Annotated in this window: 22 protein-coding genes; all 22 read right to left on the minus strand. The window is 46.0% G+C overall.

Features of this window, described 5'->3' with window-relative positions; all coding sequences use genetic code 11:
* Positions 1 to 612 (minus strand): phage tail protein (locus I2494_RS19415; RefSeq protein ID WP_228351033.1); only part of this gene is annotated, 612 nt, incomplete at its 3' end.
* Positions 612 to 1277, minus strand: a complete 666-nt coding sequence (locus tag I2494_RS19420) for a DUF2612 domain-containing protein (protein ID WP_218468591.1) — start codon at positions 1275 to 1277, stop codon at positions 612 to 614. The genes I2494_RS19420 and I2494_RS19415, both read right to left, overlap by 1 nt.
* A complete protein-coding gene (locus tag I2494_RS19425) occupies positions 1274 to 2473 on the minus strand; it encodes a baseplate J/gp47 family protein (protein ID WP_218468592.1) in 1200 nt (399 codons plus the stop codon). Before I2494_RS19425 ends, I2494_RS19420 begins: the two co-directional genes overlap by 4 nt.
* Entirely contained in the window at positions 2473 to 2826 is a 354-nt protein-coding gene (locus I2494_RS19430) for a hypothetical protein (RefSeq protein ID WP_218468593.1), read from the minus strand. Before I2494_RS19430 ends, I2494_RS19425 begins: the two co-directional genes overlap by 1 nt.
* Position 2827: 1 nt before the next feature.
* Complete coding sequence (locus I2494_RS19435) at positions 2828 to 3448, minus strand: Gp138 family membrane-puncturing spike protein (RefSeq protein ID WP_218468594.1); 621 nt, start codon at positions 3446 to 3448, stop codon at positions 2828 to 2830.
* 132 nt (positions 3449 to 3580) lie between these two features.
* Positions 3581 to 4255, minus strand: a complete 675-nt coding sequence (locus I2494_RS19440; protein ID WP_218468595.1) for a hypothetical protein — start codon at positions 4253 to 4255, stop codon at positions 3581 to 3583.
* Positions 4252 to 5253: a baseplate hub protein gene (locus I2494_RS19445; RefSeq protein WP_218468596.1), complete on the minus strand. Its 1002-nt coding sequence runs from the start codon at positions 5251 to 5253 to the stop codon at positions 4252 to 4254. Before I2494_RS19445 ends, I2494_RS19440 begins: the two co-directional genes overlap by 4 nt.
* Positions 5254 to 5255: 2 nt before the next feature.
* Positions 5256 to 5558, minus strand: a complete 303-nt coding sequence (locus I2494_RS19450; RefSeq protein WP_218468597.1) for a phage baseplate plug family protein — start codon at positions 5556 to 5558, stop codon at positions 5256 to 5258.
* A complete protein-coding gene (locus I2494_RS19455; RefSeq protein ID WP_218468598.1) occupies positions 5555 to 6148 on the minus strand; it encodes a phage baseplate protein in 594 nt (197 codons plus the stop codon). The genes I2494_RS19450 and I2494_RS19455 overlap by 4 nt, the downstream gene beginning before the upstream one ends.
* Entirely contained in the window at positions 6148 to 8175 is a 2028-nt protein-coding gene (locus tag I2494_RS19460; protein ID WP_218468599.1) for a lytic transglycosylase, read from the minus strand. The genes I2494_RS19455 and I2494_RS19460 overlap by 1 nt, the downstream gene beginning before the upstream one ends.
* Entirely contained in the window at positions 8172 to 8318 is a 147-nt protein-coding gene (locus I2494_RS19465) for a DUF6889 family protein (protein WP_218468600.1), read from the minus strand. Before I2494_RS19465 ends, I2494_RS19460 begins: the two co-directional genes overlap by 4 nt.
* 35 nt (positions 8319 to 8353) lie before the next feature.
* The gene (locus I2494_RS19470) at positions 8354 to 8779 is read right to left on the minus strand and encodes a phage tail assembly chaperone (RefSeq protein ID WP_218468601.1); all 426 of its coding nucleotides are present in this window, start codon (positions 8777 to 8779) and stop codon (positions 8354 to 8356) included.
* Between the two features lie 3 nt (positions 8780 to 8782).
* A complete protein-coding gene (locus tag I2494_RS19475; protein WP_218468602.1) occupies positions 8783 to 9223 on the minus strand; it encodes a DUF3277 family protein in 441 nt (146 codons plus the stop codon).
* A gap of 9 nt (positions 9224 to 9232) precedes the next feature.
* A complete protein-coding gene (locus I2494_RS19480; RefSeq protein ID WP_218468603.1) occupies positions 9233 to 10726 on the minus strand; it encodes a DUF3383 domain-containing protein in 1494 nt (497 codons plus the stop codon).
* A gap of 2 nt (positions 10727 to 10728) precedes the next feature.
* Positions 10729 to 11277 (minus strand): phage neck terminator protein, encoded by a 549-nt coding sequence (locus tag I2494_RS19485; protein WP_218468604.1) that lies wholly within the window; start codon positions 11275 to 11277, stop codon positions 10729 to 10731.
* Positions 11270 to 11656, minus strand: a complete 387-nt coding sequence (locus I2494_RS19490) for a head-tail adaptor (protein ID WP_218468605.1) — start codon at positions 11654 to 11656, stop codon at positions 11270 to 11272. Before I2494_RS19490 ends, I2494_RS19485 begins: the two co-directional genes overlap by 8 nt.
* Positions 11656 to 12159, minus strand: a complete 504-nt coding sequence (locus tag I2494_RS19495; RefSeq protein ID WP_218468606.1) for a hypothetical protein — start codon at positions 12157 to 12159, stop codon at positions 11656 to 11658. Before I2494_RS19495 ends, I2494_RS19490 begins: the two co-directional genes overlap by 1 nt.
* Entirely contained in the window at positions 12156 to 12566 is a 411-nt protein-coding gene (locus I2494_RS19500) for a DUF4054 domain-containing protein (protein ID WP_218468639.1), read from the minus strand. Before I2494_RS19500 ends, I2494_RS19495 begins: the two co-directional genes overlap by 4 nt.
* Positions 12538 to 12975, minus strand: coding sequence for an STY1053 family phage-associated protein (locus I2494_RS19505; protein ID WP_218468607.1), 438 nt, complete (start codon positions 12973 to 12975; stop codon positions 12538 to 12540). The genes I2494_RS19500 and I2494_RS19505 overlap by 29 nt, the downstream gene beginning before the upstream one ends.
* 62 nt (positions 12976 to 13037) lie before the next feature.
* Complete coding sequence (locus I2494_RS19510; protein ID WP_218468608.1) at positions 13038 to 13985, minus strand: major capsid family protein; 948 nt, start codon at positions 13983 to 13985, stop codon at positions 13038 to 13040.
* A 10-nt stretch (positions 13986 to 13995) separates the two neighbouring features.
* Positions 13996 to 14499, minus strand: coding sequence for a structural cement protein Gp24 (locus I2494_RS19515; protein ID WP_218468609.1), 504 nt, complete (start codon positions 14497 to 14499; stop codon positions 13996 to 13998).
* An 11-nt stretch (positions 14500 to 14510) separates the two neighbouring features.
* The gene (locus tag I2494_RS19520) at positions 14511 to 15932 is read right to left on the minus strand and encodes an anti-CBASS protein Acb1 family protein (RefSeq protein WP_228351029.1); all 1422 of its coding nucleotides are present in this window, start codon (positions 15930 to 15932) and stop codon (positions 14511 to 14513) included.
* Positions 15933 to 15970 lie beyond the last annotated feature (38 nt).

Raw genomic sequence — 15970 nt, forward strand, 5'->3', positions numbered from 1 at the left:
ACCTCCAACAGTAAAAGCTCCGTCAACACTAGAAGTTCCCACCATCGTAATGTACCCCACGCTACCCGTGATATTTCGAATTGCGTCGCTTTGTGAACTGAGCAGTGCCCTTCCACTATCAACACCACGACCTTCATCCCACAAGCGTAGAAACTCGCCTCGCGCTTCCGTCAGTGATAAGCCAGGGAAAACTAATGCAAGTTTTGGGTAGGTTGTTGCTGAAAACGTAGCCCCATTGAATTTCAGAAATACCATATCCGACCACTCATCCATCACAGTATTCGGCATCGCAGATGATGGCCAGAAGAATGGGATACCAATAGCCGGTGCACCAGCTCCTAAACGGAGGTTTGTGATAAGCGCGTTCGTGAACTTTGTCACCAGCTCATCCACATCACCATTATCCAGCGCATCATCGCCAGAATTCGCAATAAACTGCCCCACAAGTGAGGCAATCGAGGTCGATTGACGAATTGCTTTGTTTACCTGCGCACTGGATGCCTTGCCAGAAGAGAACCCGGTCTGTAGAGCAGGTAGTGCTTCCCAGTCAGTCTGTGACATGACGTTAGCATTATGATCAAGCGCAAAGGCTTTAAAATTATTAATTGGCATTACAAATACACTCCCCATGAGCCAGTATCAAAACCGGCGATGTAGTCATTTTCCATATCAAATCCAAAAAACTTATTACCTTCTGATGGTGTTAATATTCCATCCGTAAAAACACCAGCAGCTTTAACCGTGAGATATCCCTGTCGTATCGCAGCAAGTAATTCCAAATCAACAAATTCGAGAGTGGTATCGGGGAAAACCCATATAGAGATCGTCATATCTTGGTTATCAATAATCTGCATGCTGATCCCCGACCCAGACAACGCAGTATCAATAATTGCAGGTAAAGAATCGTTCTTACCATCCCAATTATTTATTGCGATCTTAGCTTTCAGTACTATTCGATATGTATCGTCACTCAACGCCCTATAGCCTGCATCCGGATCAAACGGTCCCTGCCAAACACCCTGATCATACCCAAGTCCGTCTGTATCCCATGAGAAATAGATACCTGATATAGGTTCCTGAACATAACGAGTACGACCTATCCACTCGCCAAGTGCATCAAGCTGAACGCCCACCGCGCTATCAAGATCAAAAGCTGAGATAAGTCCGGATACAGTGCTGTCGATATCGATCAGCGGCCTTGTGCTTAAATCAATGTGGTCAAAGAAGATAGGTTTTGTTGCGTGGTAGTTCGTTATTAAATCTGTATATTTACTCATACAGTAGCCACTATATTGATATTGCCTGGTGAGCACTCTGCAGCTTCGTCATATGCAATAACGATATTAGCCGCCGCAGTAGTTCCGGCACTCCTGCCAATTTTCAATTCCAGAATGTCATAATATTTAGCATTACCCCCACTCACGACACCAAGGTTAGCAGGAGAATAAACACGGCTAATCAACACATCATCCCCAATAATTAATGAGTTGATATATGCTGCTACCTCTATTTTAATTTGTTCGCCAATTGCCGTTGTGTAACCAGTAAAACCTTTAAGCAATATATATACATAGATAGGCACGATTTCAGGCCGGGAGAATTTTATAGTGTGCGGATTACCGTAAAGATCTGGCACCGATACAGACGTAGTTCCATATGTAGATACACCCTGCCCTTTATTTCCCCTGATCGTTTGTGCGATTTCGGTAGCGTCACCGCCCTCAACTATTGCAGAAATAGAATGAGGTGGTAGTCCATCGCTATCAGTAATTCCCGTATCGTTTTCATAAAGTTTGTGCCTGGTAACACCATCAACGTTTGCTATCGCTCCGTCAACACCATCAAACGGCGTCAATGCAGGTAAAGCAACACTACGGTTCTGTCTAATACGAAGCTCTGCGTCACTTTCGACCGGAGAGCCAACGGAGGCCGCTGTTGGATTTGTTACTGCAATCCAGCCTCGTGTCGGTGTGTTAATACCGGTTACCGTACCAATAAGAGCCGCTACAGCACCTGATATCGAACTTGTTGCCGTTACAATTGCTGTTCCATCAATGCCAATAACAACAACGTCAGGTAAATTCCAAATAACGCCGTTATCATCCTTTACTGATCCATTATTGATAGTGGTTCCAGCGGTACCACTCAGGAGCAAATCAACAGTCGAGTTGGTTGCAGCCTTACGACTAATTCCGTTTATTTTTACGTTACTGGTTAATGCTCCAGATAATGCCGTTGAAGGTGAAAATGAGGTGTAAACCTGAATAGCTGTATTATTGGCATCGTGAATAGCTAACGCTACGAGGGACACCATTTGTCCATCTTTACTATCCGGTTCGAGATAGGCGTCATTTCCGTAAATCTGCTTAAAGTAGCCGATCAGCGTGTTTAATATTGTTTGATAATCTGGGGCACTAATGCCAGTTGCTGTTACGGTCGCCGATAACCCCAGAGAGTCAATGTTTAATGTCATTATGCTGTTCCCTCTACCGTTGCCGTTCCATAGATAGTGTTAATCTCCGCTTCAAACGTTACTCGTCGTCGATTGGTATCAACGACCGTATCCAGCTTAATAATGGAATTAACGCCGCGAGTTTCCAGAATATATCTGCGTATCAGCATGTCGTAGACCTCCGGATTTTGCTTACCAAGAACCGACTGCAACCACGGCATCCCCTTCGTCGTATCAAGAAACCACTGCCCGTACCATAATTCAAACCGAGTTTTTACAGCTTGCGCCACAGCTTCGGGTGAATGAATCAACCAGGACTCATCACCGGATCCAAAGGTGTAATCCCCGTCAGAATTTTCTCTTCTGTATCTCATATCAAGTCACCGGTCCTGAGTTATCACTACCAGCATCTACGCCAAGGAAAGTAAGCAGGCCATGAATCGTTACTTGTTCTGAAAAATCAGCAACAGGAGTAATAACGTCAATTCCACCAGGGGCAACGATCTTAATTTTTTTGGTAGTTGGATCTATTTCGAAATATGTAGAGCCGTCATCACTACGAAACTGAGCTGCTGTAGTACTAATACCCCCGATTTTTTTCGCTTGCGATTGCGGACCAACAATAACGAAAGCGTCAGATACGTCATGCATTCTTGGCTCTACAGTTTCCTGAACACTTCCGCTCTGCCACCAGAAGTCGATACAACGATCAGAGTAAATCACAAGACATTCGTCACCCTGTGATATTGGAAAGGTTAATGTGACACCCCCACCACGGGGAAATGATACTGGTATGTCAACAAGCACGGGCAGGTCAACCGAACCGTTGCCGTCACTCCCTCGTGGAGCCAGTTGTACAACACAAGTAACAGCATCAGCATCAAAAGATTGAATAATACCCGGTGCTGCAACACGTAATTCAGCAGAAACGGATTCATTGAGGTCCTGCAGCATAGGTTGTTCAGAACCGGTTTGAGCCTGTATAGAGACTGGCATTATTTTCTCCGGGCAATAAAAAACCCGCTCAGTTCACAGTTGGCGGGTTCATTAAGATTAAAAAGTATATTAAGGTAGCAAGATAGCCTTTGCACTCGCTATTGCTGTTTTTTGGCTTTTGCTCTTCTTCAATTAATTCACACCAAACCCTTTAAAATCCTTACATAGTGCAGATAATGTAACCATCTTAACGTAGCCATCATTATTTTGTTTTTTACACATTTCATTATGCATTTTTGCAAGTCTGGCCGCGTGACCAAAATATATAGTGGCGCCAATGCTTGCTTCTCTTAACGCTGCTCTTTTAGTTGATCCTAGAGTATTTTTATCCTTAACCATAGCAGCAAAAGCAGATAGATCTTTGCTCATTTGATTAATGCAATAACTTTTAAGATCTGAACCTGTATAGGCGGATACACGTTGGCATTCTGTTGATAATTCTTTTATGGATACGAGTATCCTTCCCAAGGTCAATTCATAACCATCAACATTAACATATACCTTTTCAAGATCTTTACTATCTGGGTATCTTGTAACAAAAGGAATTCGGTTAAATGCATTACTCATTGCAGCTGCATTTTTATCTGAAAAATCATTACTAATATTTGGTACAGGAACTTCTGGATGCTCTTGTTCAAATGATTTTCTTTTTTCTTTATTTTCCTGCTTTTCTCTTTGAGTTGTATTCGCTGATATACTCTTATTAGTCACCGACTCCGGTAGGCTTTCCGCCCTTGGAGAAGAGCTACATCCAGAAATCAAGAAACAAAAGAATATTGTTGGAATAATAAAAAACTTAATCTTCATCCTATTAAAGGCCCCACGCGATTGATTGTCGAATTGTTCATCAGATCAGCAGAGCCTTTTGCTATGCACATTAAGTCCATATACCAGTTCTGCCCTCGGGTATCACCACGATAGTCTATACTTCCTACTATATAATCGCCATCAGCATTAATAGTACTAATTCTACCTGGACCGTTGCCTATTTCATCATTAGATAGGGCAGTTCGATAAATAGAACCCTGGTTAATGCGCACCAAACCACCCATACGGATATTTGGATTTATCAGGCAGCGTACATTAATACCACCACCCATAGTTTGTTGCGGGTACCCAATCAGACCATTATTTGAGTTAAGTTCGACTGCTTCACTTAAATAGGTACCATTAGGACGAATCATGACCTGATTATTCTCATACCACCAGTCAGCATTACAGGCTTTAGCAACCTGATTAAGAACCTTTGGTGTATTACTGTGGATTGTTTTCCCCCGGGGGAAAACAGTATCCGGCATTTCGGGAACCTGCCCTACGGTGATACCATACGACTCATACGTCCTCATTGCTACATTAAACACGTCTTTCCACTGCCAGCCAGCGGCTATTGTTGTAGAGACGACAGCATTTAAGTGGCCTTTCCATCCATCAATACACTGCAGCTGTATCCATGAGTCGGTTGGATTATCTTTACCCGTGATACAGAAACGAATATCACCAGAAAAAATAATGCTGTAATTAGAGTTATTTGCAGCAACCTCTGCTTCATCTTCGGTCGCATCTGCTTTTTGTGGCATTCCGTCATACCCGGCAATAACCTCAATATGCGAGTATTCCTCACCCATGATGCTGTTTACGGTAAACGATGACAGGTTATAGATTTTAAAATTACCAACTGAACCAGCAAAGGCTGTATTAGGCATTTTTTGAATATCAAAAGTTACCTTAAAATCAGACAGGCTAATACCGCCGCCGTCATTATCATAAAGTCTGATTTCAAAATGACGTAACCAGTTTTGAGACATGTTTACTCCGTAATAACGTAAAGGTGGCTTTTGGTACCAAGATCGGTTTTTGTTGGGTTTTCCTGTCCACGGACATCACAGTAGATAACCAATGAGAAACCAAAATTAAGATAAGCATATTGAGCAAGTAAATTAGTACCCGTTACCAGTGGTATACCGGTTACCAGTGGGTTATCACTATTGTCTGATATATCGAGACACCAGAAAGACGCTCTCCAGACAATGCGCATTTTGTACACAACACCAACCAGGGCTATATTAAACTTCTGGTTATACGGGGTAAGAGGGATTTCATTGATAGTCATAACGAGAATACTCCCCCTGCTTTACTAAGGATCGACTCATTGCTATCTACTGGGGTTGTAGCCTTTGTCCCTGTATTTTGCGTTGCTGAGGTATCAGCTCCCATTTCCATGTCATTCTGGCTGGCAGCGACAAAATCAGCAGTTTGAGTAATAATGACTTCTTTTAATGTTAAGGTAGCCATTAACACATTTTCGCTGGTTCTGTCGGTGGTCACCTCAACAGCGCGGATCAGCATATTGCTGTACTGCTTCTTTCCCGTGGTGACGTCTATCCGCTCCCGGGCTCGCTGCATTTCAATGATCTTTTCGTACGTTTCCTTCGGTGACATACCCAGTTTTATACCAATCGCCGATGTATCAACAAAATCAAGCAACGAACCACCAGCAGCAAACCCTATTTCCATAGTGACTTCTGAAGGACGCCGATACGCATGATCCGCTACGTATGCCGTTCCCTCTGTAGTTAACTGCTCCACTGGATGCTCTGTTATTTCCAGTACATCAGAATGCTTTTCAGAAATAACAACATCAGGTACAAGTAATCCTATCTTCCGGCTCTGTAAATTAAACAGTGTTGATAAAATATCCATCAGGTTACCTTTTTCTGCATTTGCTGAGTGGCCCGTGAATTAACCCCTTGCTGACGCTGTGCTACTTCCTGCCCCGCCTGTCTTGGGTCACTGACACCATGGATATGGATGTTTGTTTCCTGCTGGAATGAATTACCACCGATCCCTGACTGAGCAGCCCGGTGAACTAAATCACTACTGTATGGATTACGACCGTTTTCATGCTGAACAATACCGTTCATCAACGCCGACATGACTTTAGGATCACGCAAGTTAAGCGCTACATCCGGCGATACACCTAGTTTCTTTGACATCTGACTAATATACGCACCAGTATTATTTTCATTGCCGGGGGCCCAGGTGGAGATAATATCGCGGATAGTCTGAAGGCGTTTCCCCGTGGTTTTACCATCGAAGTACCTCAGTAGCTGCTTAGACATAGCCTGCAGCCCGTCAAATGCCGTTTTAAAACGGGCAAATCTTCCACCTGGGCGCTCCAGCGTCGCCCCTTTCTGTCCTCTGAAATCAATGTTTCCCGGATTATTGTTACGGATCCCTCGGGGACCGCTACCGCCAACAGATGAAACACCTTCGTTAGGAGAACTTGAGGCGCTATTCGCTGGCGTTCCACCCAGAAACTCAGGTAAAAATTGATTCACCTTACCGTTAATCTGGCGATAGAAATCGATCACCGCCTCACGATGGCGGACTGCTGTTGCTGTTACTTCTGGAATAGCATCCTGATTACCTTTACCCTGATCCAGAAGCTCCTTACCAATTCTGGCAGCATCAGACCACCGGCCATCTTTGATGGCATTCAGTAACTGGGCTATCTTGTCCAGCATCTGGCCTAAATCACCCAGATTCTTACTCAGGTTTTCAAACTCCCACTGTAAAGACCATGAACTGAGGTCTATATTCAGGAGTTTGGCTACCTCTTTACCCAGAGATATGATGGTGTCCCTTAACACCTTTATATTCTCTAATGCAGAATCAATCTGTTTTTCCCAACCCTTCCAGTCAATCAGGCTTTTTCCGCCCTCTTTCCATGTCTGGTAGTCTTCCCAAAGCAATCCGATAGCTGTTGCTAAGGAAATAATTATCCCAATCGGTGACGTGAGAAACGCACTATTGAGCAATCGCCAGGCTACAACTAAAGCCCCGAACACCATAATCAGTTTTTTAGAGCCACTATCCAGACCCTTCCACCAGTCAGTGATTGCCTCACCCGCCTGAATCATCCTGAATATAATCCGACCCAAAGCCTCCCCCATCCAGAGAATACCTTTCACCCCTTTAGTGATAACGGTTTCAATTTTGGGGAAGTTATCGATTATCTGACGACGCAAACGGTCGATAGAACCTGATAACCCGTCAGCCAGATTACTACCGATTTTATCTCTGGCCATTCCTGCCATTTCACCGAATGAGCGTAGAGATGTCATAAACTTATTCGATGATACGGCAGCATGATCGGCATTAAACCCGATAGCTTTCGCCATAGCGTTATATTCGCCGGTAAAGCGCCCCATACCACGCCGCATTGCCATTAGCGTATTTTCATCTATACCCAGCATCTGAGCATATTGATTAGCGCGGTAATGAGGCATGGTACTCAGGCGCTGGCCAACACCGGTAAAGATGGAAGCCATATCCCGCATACGCCCACGCGCATCACGGGTCTGGACACCGAGACGGTTTAGAAATCCCTCTGCCCCGGGATTGTTCCGCATGAAGCGGGACAGACTTTCTAACGAACCTTTTGCTGATTCAGCACTAACACCAGCCTGCGATGCTGCATAACCCAGTGCCTTAATACCTTCAACAGAAGCGCCGGTACGTTGGGAGGCAAAATAAAGCTGATCAAGCCCTTGAGCAATTTTGGCTGTAAACGCAACGACAGATAAACCAGCGCTCTCAACCGCCAATCCCATCTTCATGACGGTTTTAGTTGTGCCGACAATAGTAGCTTCAAATTTACGGGCACCAGCTTCATCAAGCTGAAAACCGAGCGAAACGAGAAATGATTTAATAGTTTCAGCACTCATTTATCCTGTCTCCATCTCTCTATTCTCGCCTCGTTATCGGCTTTCAAATCCAGCCAGTCATTCATGCGTGCAATATCCGACAGGTCTACAGATCCGTCTATTAACGCCGTATAAGGGATATACCCGGCATCCACCGGGCGCATAAGAAAATCCTCGCCATCAGGCAAGGAGTCCAGAGTTAATCCGCTGACAGGGTAGCTGTCTCTGACTCTGGGAGTTCGGGAAAAAAACTACCCAGGCTTTCTCCAACGACACGCCCGACAATCTGCAGCATGCCAGGCAGATCTATGTCATCAAACATCAACTCACCCTGACTAAATACCGGGGTCCAGCCTTTGTTATGCTTTCGTGATGTTACCGATAGACAAGGATGAAGGATGGCATTTACGCTGTCATCAGACATATCAGCCAAAGCATCAGCGATTTTAGGTACCACGGTAGCCAGTAACGCGTACGTATCACCACCTGCTCTCATGGAGTTAATAGCGTCAAATTCAGATGCCATACCCGCAAGAACGGGAAGCAACTTACGCGATACTTTAAGCTGGTCAAATACATTGAGTTTGGCGGTGCGATATTCCACACCATTGATTTCAAATTCCATAAATTAGAATGTCCCCAGCAACTGGTCGATTTTTCCGCAGTCGAAAACCCACTGCACGGTACCGCCAACTTTGGCGTTTTGATTATCAGGTTGTTTTTGGAAAGCGACTGTACGAGCAGTCGTGATATCACCTGAAACCTTGTTACGAACAACAATGACGTTATTCCCCCACGTAGACGATGACAGGCTCTGTGCGTTATACATCAGAGACAGTTTTTTATTCACTGGGGAGGTCTTCAGTAGCGTTACCGTGATGGTCCCGCTTTTACCTGCATGCAGACTGTGCATCACTTCACCGTCAGCGCCGGTTGTCATGGTATTTTTAGCCTCGGTCATGGCAATAGAAATGCCTTCTTCTGAGTTAGCCGAGCCATAGCCCAGATCGACGTTGCCTGTAGGACCGACAAGAGATGCTGTAACATCGATAAAACTGTATGTGGACATAAATTCTCCTTACCGCACCACGTTAATCAGAACATCGGCGAAATGGATTGCACCGGCCAGTTTTGCAGCAACCTGAATAACAGGTGCTTTTCTGGCTTCCCGATCAGCCTGCGCCTGTGTATCCAGTGGATTAGCGTAAACGTAATACCCTTTTGTCAGAGTATCTCCGGCTGTTAACTCCCCAATATCGCCACCATTCCAGACACCAGGCGCCACCAGACCGTTGTTGACTGACTGATCCATAGATTGCTCAATGTTCGTCAATAGTCGTGTTACACCCGCTTCTGTTTGTGGGATCTTCGTCGTGGAGGTATACAGCAGGTTCCAGAGATTGTTCTGTACATAGTTTTGTAACCAGTCCAGCCCATGCCGTTCATCAAAGAAATCACCGTTTGACATCACGCCTTCTTGGATAATGGCCGTATCGTTTGCGTATTTAACAAACACATTGCAGTTTTTCGCCTGTAGCGTGTTGGCCTGTTGCGCGGTGATCACTTCGGCTGTAATGCCTGGCTCTTGCTTAAATTTAAGTGTGATCGTAGTGTTATTACCAAGGAAGTTCACGGTAAACGCCCGACCGAATGCAGACGCAGCAGCATAATCGACCTGACTATACTGAACGAAGGTCCGTCCATAGCCGGCAGCTTTTAAGCGGCTGGCGATATCATCGGTCACTGTAGCGTCCAGAGTTGTCACGGCTTTAGTACTAACGCCGTATACACGAGAATCACTGGCGGACCCAATTAATGCGGATACATCCATATGGTCTTGATCGGTCATGGCAGGATCTGCAATAACCAACCCATACCAGTCAGCCGAGTAATTCAAAGCAACAACGACAGAAGGTAATGGAGAACCCCCAGACGCATTTTCACCAGCAATAACACTTGGATTATGTGCTGAATCAATCGCCAACAGAGGTGCTATATCAGTCCCCGTTCCGGCAGCAATAGGAATACCAATGGATGACGTTGCACCGGATGTCGCCGAAGTAATAGTAAACTGGTTAGAACCCGCTACCCATGCAACGGTAGTACCTGTTAGCTTCGCCTGTACCGCTGTAGCCACACCAGCCAAATCCGTAACGCCTGACAGGTCAATACCTGTCACCGTCTTCATGGTTCCGTCTACCGGAAATTTAAGCGCCCCATCCTCAACTGAAGTAAAGTTACTCATTACCTGTTCAGCTGATGATAGAACCGCACTGGTCAGGTAACCTTGTGTTGCTGTAGTTGGCGTTCTCTGCATACGACCGATATACAGATCACGCGGCTGTGGTGACTGCTGGAAATATAAATTTGCAGCTTTGTATTCTTCTGATGCGATCCCGAAATCTTCAGCGACGCTTTCAATGTCGTTATATAACCGCATAACCTCTGGTGCAGTGAGTACATCAGATGTACCAAGAATGAGAAGCGCACCAAAGTTACGTCCCGCCGCCGCTTTAACGGCAAGCGAAACCTGCACGCTGACAACACGCGATACAGATAAACCTTGAGTCATGATTATTCTCCGAATATTTTGACGGGTGAGTCCACGAGCGATTTAATGTTGTACTCGCGTATTGTTTTACGGCGCAGCGTTACAGTGATGTCGTAACGGCGTACCCATGTGTTGTTGATAAGCTCTGGTACAGAAATAATCCTTCCGCACTCAAGAAGTGTAAGACCGGCTGTGACGTTCAGTTCTTCGTTGTTCTGGGCAACTGCCATACCATCACGAAATAGCGTGGCTGTCCGTTGGCCTGAAGGTCCGTAGAAGCAACAAATGACTGAAATTGATTCATGTGACCATTGTTCCGAATGCTCACTGTCGTTTTGTACATGGGCTGGCGAATAGTCTTGCGGGATAGCCGTTATACCGAACTCACACCATGTAACGCCGGAATTAGGTATTTTAGGTTGTGTTTCGGTCCATCTTGGAAACACCTTATTTACTTCCAGACCAGTAACACCGCGTATCCAACGACTGATTTCACGCTCTAACGCTTCGTCATACGTTGGTTCGATCCCGGTAGGTGTCAGATACCCGGCGCTTGTGCTGTCATTACTCAACAGGTGTTCCCCCATCAAATTCCAGCAATTCACAATGCGCCTGAACAAATCCAGCACCATAAGCGGAATATGGATCAACAAACGTCACGCGGTACTTTCGCCCCTCATAGGTGACAGTATCAGCATCAAGCCCAGGCATTCCCTGAGTAAGTCTGAAGCGAGTCACAATAAGAATTGCCCCACTGATATTCTGGCCTGCTTCCATTCGCCGTGCTTCCAGTGACCGATCAACGGTAACAACGCCAGAGAAAGGGATATTCTGCGCTGTGTTAACTGCAAAATTATCCTCATCCATCGTCTGAACATTACGGTGACAAATCAGAGTGGTATTACAAAAGTAGGGATCAAGAAGAACCTCTGTTACATCAAGAAGCGGCATTATTTATCCCTCACAACGTAATTGATTGACCGCAGAAGGTAACCATGTGCATACAAAGGCTTTTCACCTGGAAGACCTTGCGCCCGTCTGGCTTCAAGCGTTCTTTCTGACAGAGGATGAAGACGATCTCCTGTAGAGATAACAGCTTTAGAAGCATCGCGTGCAATCTGCCCTGCTCTTTCCAGTTCTCTATTGGCTGCATCTTCTTTGCCATCCAGTGCAAATTCTGCTGCAGCCCTTAGATGCTCAGTTGTGCGGCCCTGACTGTCCTCAATTCCCATATCAAGAAAAGCCCTCGGCTGAAGCGTAACGGTCTGGCCTCCGATACTCACTGTCGCACCAGTAGATTGCAGATAACCAATTTCCGCATTATTTAGCTTTTCGCCATCCTCTCTCGTTGCGTTTGCTTCCGGGATACCAACCAATACCTCTTTATTAGAAAGACTCTCTAATGCTCGTAAAATATCGGCGACGTTATCCGTCGTTACCCTGACGCCACTCATAGTAATTGTCTCCCACCAGCTCCGAACATCGACCACCACCAGTAAAACTCTCTACCATAGGCCGTGTTATTCCAGAATCCAGCATCGGGATCGATTACGCTGGACACGTCGTAACTGACTGAAACCTTATCTACTGATTTGGAGGACACCACACCAGCAGATCCATTACTGTTAACACCACCAATAGCGGCAGCGGCCAGCGAACGACCTCGTAGCTCCGTATAGTGGGCAGTAAAAAGCTCAGCCAGATAGACAAACTGATCGCCAAGCACATCCTGATTAAGAAGTGCGTCAGCCTGCCCCAGATAAAAATTAACTGAGGCGTCGGGATACTGGGTTTTGTCGGAGAATTCGGGAAAGTCGGTGCGAAACTGTTCGTTAGTTGGAAGCCGGCTGTTTTTTGGCATTTTTAGTGCCCTCACTACTGGTAGTGTCAGATTTGCCCGTATCATCGGTTTTGTCCGTGGTATCGGTTTTATCTGTAGTATCAGAAGATTTACCATCAGCGGGAACCAGTTGCGCTTTCAGCTCGGTGATCTCACCAGCCTGTTTGGTGATAGTTTTTTCATGCTCCACCAGTTGCGCTTTCAGTTTGTCGTTTTCTTCTGTCAGTAATACCAGACTGGCAGCAAGATCTTCAGTGTTCTGCTCTTTCTCCAAATCTGATTCATCCAGCGGCTTAGCGTACGCCTTAAAAGCCCAGTGTTTCTTCACGTTATCCGGAAAATAGGAACTGTCATGAATGCCCTGTGACAGATTAAATTTAGTACCATCAGCAAAACTGAGTGTGGCCCCACCAGAAACAACGTATTTCATATTAATGCTCCATAAAAAAGGCGGGTTTCCCCTGAGGTATCCCCGCCATTTTCGTTTTCAGGTTAAGACGCTGGAACGTCCAGGTAAGAGATCGTATTGGAATACGGTGCTTCCACCTGACCCAGCTTGCCGTAATAAACAGACGATTGCTGCATGCCTCGATACTCCAGCGGAGTATTCAGTAGTGGTACCATCGGGAAGCGAACATATTGCTCATCTTGCGTGTACGCCACAATACGATGAGAGCCGCCAGCGCCGCGCTTAGATGCCCATTTCATAGAAACGATATTGAGAGGTTCACCGTTTTCCTGAAAAGAGATGCAGTTAATTTTTACGTATTCGAGTACAGAAATATTACCCGCAGAAGACACCTTTTTAGTCGTCATCAGCCCGAACAATTCAGGAGCAAGGCCGATTTTCGCAGGACATATAGCATAGCCAGAACGTACCCAGACATCGGTCAGCAATAGGTTAACATCCTGAAGCATAACGTCTGGATCGGTAGTCGCAGTCCATGCAGCAGCGGCAGCCAGTGGAAGAATGTCAGGTAAGTTAAGCAGACCGGGAACACCCAGAACTTCGTCTCCGATATAAACCTGCTCATCGGTATCCATGTTCCACTTCATTTTCATTGCTGTATATTTCTGTACATCAATGGGGCGACCGAGTTGCTGTGCAGAAGCAAGCTCAAGAACGTTCCATGAAACTTCTGTAGCCCAAGGTGTCAGATTGTTACGGGTTGGGGTAATATCCAGCTCCGGTCCTGGTGTCGCCGTCCCTTTTTTGCCCATCCAGTTCTTACCGGTTGGGTTTGGCCCACCTACACTGGAGAAATCCGTATTGGTAAAGGAAGATACTTCATCCGCGATAGAAATATCGCTACGCATTGATATATCGCGGGACCATTTAACGGACACCAACGGCATATTCAGATTTTGATCCATGCGCTCCAGCTCACCGACAAGAAAAGCGCCGGTGGAGTCAATGGTAGCTCTGTCAACTGTAAACATTCATTATTCCTCAGATGTTATATGCAATTTCAATACGACCGTCAGCCTCACCCGGTCCCATTACCTCTGCATTTGGTAGCTGAGGTGTGTTTGTTGCGGTTGCGTCCTGTGTTAAGACAAAGGAACCAACCGGACTACCAGAAGTTCCCGCCGCCACACGGACATAAATTGGCGCGCCTTTTTGCGCTGTTACCGCATTACCCGCCGTTACTTTCACGCAGATATAACCACGTTTTAGATTGTCACCAATCTGATTAACGTTAACGCCGATATAAGCTAAATCAGCAAACGAGGTGATCGGGAATGGGCGAACCAGAATCCCTTTCACTTTATCGATAGTGTCACCATCAACCAGTGGCACAAACTTATCGCCAACGTATTTACCAACCAGCCCATAAGAAGTGAACTGATTCTGGTAATTCAGTGCTACAGGTTCAATTGTAAGATCGCGGGGACGTGTTACACCCCCGGGAATGCCAATAGGCATCCGGTATAAATAAGCCTTTCCAGCCATGTTTAGTTACCTTATTTACGGTTATTCCAGAATTCAGCGTTTAGCTTGTTAAGCTCAGCTGGCGTCATGTTTTTGGTCTGTGGTGCTCCGTCAATGGTACGAACACCATTATTCAGCGGCTTGATGTGATTTTTCGCCTTGTTGAGTGCTACGGCTGCAGCAAATACCGCATCTACTGTTGCTTTAGGCGCTTTAGTGAAATCAGGTACACCGAACGATTTCAGGCTATCACCAGTGCGCATGACGTGATTCAGCACCTGGCGCTTCAGCCCCTTGTCGCTAGCTGGCTGAAACCCCGGGTAGATGATTTCCGCATCTGCAATCAGATTACGTTTGAAAGCTGCATCGCCCGTTACCTTACGGTCTTCTTCAGCATCTTCATCCGTAGTCATACTTTCCGGATCGGGATCACCGTCAGTGGTTTTACCTTCCAGTTTCTCCAGTCGAACAAGCAACGCTTTCGCCCATGCTGGAATCTCTTCATCACCGGTTGGTTCATTCTTTGGTTCAGTCACACCACCTTCATTATCTGCTGTGGTCCGCTGTTCCGCAGGTAGAGAGGTAGCCTGTGAAGGTATGTTGATATTGATTGTTGAACCGGGGGTTGATGCCATGCCATCAGACGGCATTATTTCCGGCGCTTCGTCGATGAGTTGCTGCATAGCGGCTTCATCTTTTGTCTTAATGGCCTGAGCCAGTTTTTTAAGCCATGACATTACAGGCTTCTCCTTTGTTATAGATGGGATGGAATCCCCGATTGCACAACGGCCACCAGCCCGACCGCGGTCAATGCCGACAGCCAGGTGATTACCTGTGATTTGATATTGCTTACCTTTACCCGGAGCCAATTGTTTGTACTGTGCGTCGTAGCCGCAGCTAACATCCGTCAGGCCAGCGTTAATCGCGTCAATTGCCTCCTGTCGCTTAACCAGTACGTCAGCAATGAGCAGATCCAATTTATCAACGGCGCCGCGTCGGACATTCTGAATATGTCCGTGGGCCAGCTCTGAGTAGTTTGAAGGGTTAACGAAAACAATATTGCCTTCATCGTCTTGCCCCTCAATGAGGACTACAAGTAACGCTCCACCGTAAAGACGTGACCATTTCAGAGTGTCATTAAGTCCATCCCAGATAGCTATCTCATCCCAGAATGTCTCGATCGTTCCTTTTTGACCTGGCTTAAGTTTGGAACTGATATTGATCCCCTTTCGGGTCATATCATCAGCCATTGCATCCACACCAGCACCAACAAGAAATGATGAGCGATAGGCGAATTCCAACATCACACGATTACGGGTAATATATCCCGGTGTGTAGGTTCCGCCTGTCTGGATGTTCTGTGTGTTGTTACCAAGTTTAGCCGTGAAATTATTATACCCGTCAGCTGTCGCAACGGGCTTTTGTGCGCCGCTTTGGCGTTTCTTTCGGGACATACATCCTCGCGGGATAATTTGAAGGAAAAAGAATATTT

Source organism: Limnobaculum allomyrinae (genome assembly GCF_016649425.1).
GTDB classification, from domain to species: domain Bacteria; phylum Pseudomonadota; class Gammaproteobacteria; order Enterobacterales; family Enterobacteriaceae; genus Limnobaculum; species Limnobaculum allomyrinae.

Bases quoted from the DNA above. Each gene is read 5' to 3' on its own strand.
- I2494_RS19420 (WP_218468591.1), bottom strand. From the start codon at position 1,277: ATGAGTAAATATACAGATTTAATAACGAACTACCACGCAACAAAACCT.
- I2494_RS19425 (WP_218468592.1), bottom strand. From the start codon at position 2,473: ATGACATTAAACATTGACTCTCTGGGGTTATCGGCGACCGTAACAGCA.
- I2494_RS19430 (WP_218468593.1), bottom strand. From the start codon at position 2,826: ATGAGATACAGAAGAGAAAATTCTGACGGGGATTACACCTTTGGATCC.
- I2494_RS19435 (WP_218468594.1), bottom strand. From the start codon at position 3,448: ATGCCAGTCTCTATACAGGCTCAAACCGGTTCTGAACAACCTATGCTG.
- I2494_RS19440 (WP_218468595.1), bottom strand. From the start codon at position 4,255: ATGAAGATTAAGTTTTTTATTATTCCAACAATATTCTTTTGTTTCTTG.
- I2494_RS19445 (WP_218468596.1), bottom strand. From the start codon at position 5,253: ATGTCTCAAAACTGGTTACGTCATTTTGAAATCAGACTTTATGATAAT.
- I2494_RS19450 (WP_218468597.1), bottom strand. From the start codon at position 5,558: ATGACTATCAATGAAATCCCTCTTACCCCGTATAACCAGAAGTTTAAT.
- I2494_RS19455 (WP_218468598.1), bottom strand. From the start codon at position 6,148: ATGGATATTTTATCAACACTGTTTAATTTACAGAGCCGGAAGATAGGA.
- I2494_RS19460 (WP_218468599.1), bottom strand. From the start codon at position 8,175: ATGAGTGCTGAAACTATTAAATCATTTCTCGTTTCGCTCGGTTTTCAG.
- I2494_RS19465 (WP_218468600.1), bottom strand. From the start codon at position 8,318: ATGCGCCCGGTGGATGCCGGGTATATCCCTTATACGGCGTTAATAGAC.
- I2494_RS19470 (WP_218468601.1), bottom strand. From the start codon at position 8,779: ATGGAATTTGAAATCAATGGTGTGGAATATCGCACCGCCAAACTCAAT.
- I2494_RS19475 (WP_218468602.1), bottom strand. From the start codon at position 9,223: ATGTCCACATACAGTTTTATCGATGTTACAGCATCTCTTGTCGGTCCT.
- I2494_RS19480 (WP_218468603.1), bottom strand. From the start codon at position 10,726: ATGACTCAAGGTTTATCTGTATCGCGTGTTGTCAGCGTGCAGGTTTCG.
- I2494_RS19490 (WP_218468605.1), bottom strand. From the start codon at position 11,656: ATGCCGCTTCTTGATGTAACAGAGGTTCTTCTTGATCCCTACTTTTGT.
- I2494_RS19495 (WP_218468606.1), bottom strand. From the start codon at position 12,159: ATGAGTGGCGTCAGGGTAACGACGGATAACGTCGCCGATATTTTACGA.
- I2494_RS19500 (WP_218468639.1), bottom strand. From the start codon at position 12,566: ATGCCAAAAAACAGCCGGCTTCCAACTAACGAACAGTTTCGCACCGAC.
- I2494_RS19505 (WP_218468607.1), bottom strand. From the start codon at position 12,975: ATGAAATACGTTGTTTCTGGTGGGGCCACACTCAGTTTTGCTGATGGT.
- I2494_RS19510 (WP_218468608.1), bottom strand. From the start codon at position 13,985: ATGTTTACAGTTGACAGAGCTACCATTGACTCCACCGGCGCTTTTCTT.
- I2494_RS19515 (WP_218468609.1), bottom strand. From the start codon at position 14,499: ATGGCTGGAAAGGCTTATTTATACCGGATGCCTATTGGCATTCCCGGG.
- I2494_RS19520 (WP_228351029.1), bottom strand. From the start codon at position 15,932: ATGTCCCGAAAGAAACGCCAAAGCGGCGCACAAAAGCCCGTTGCGACA.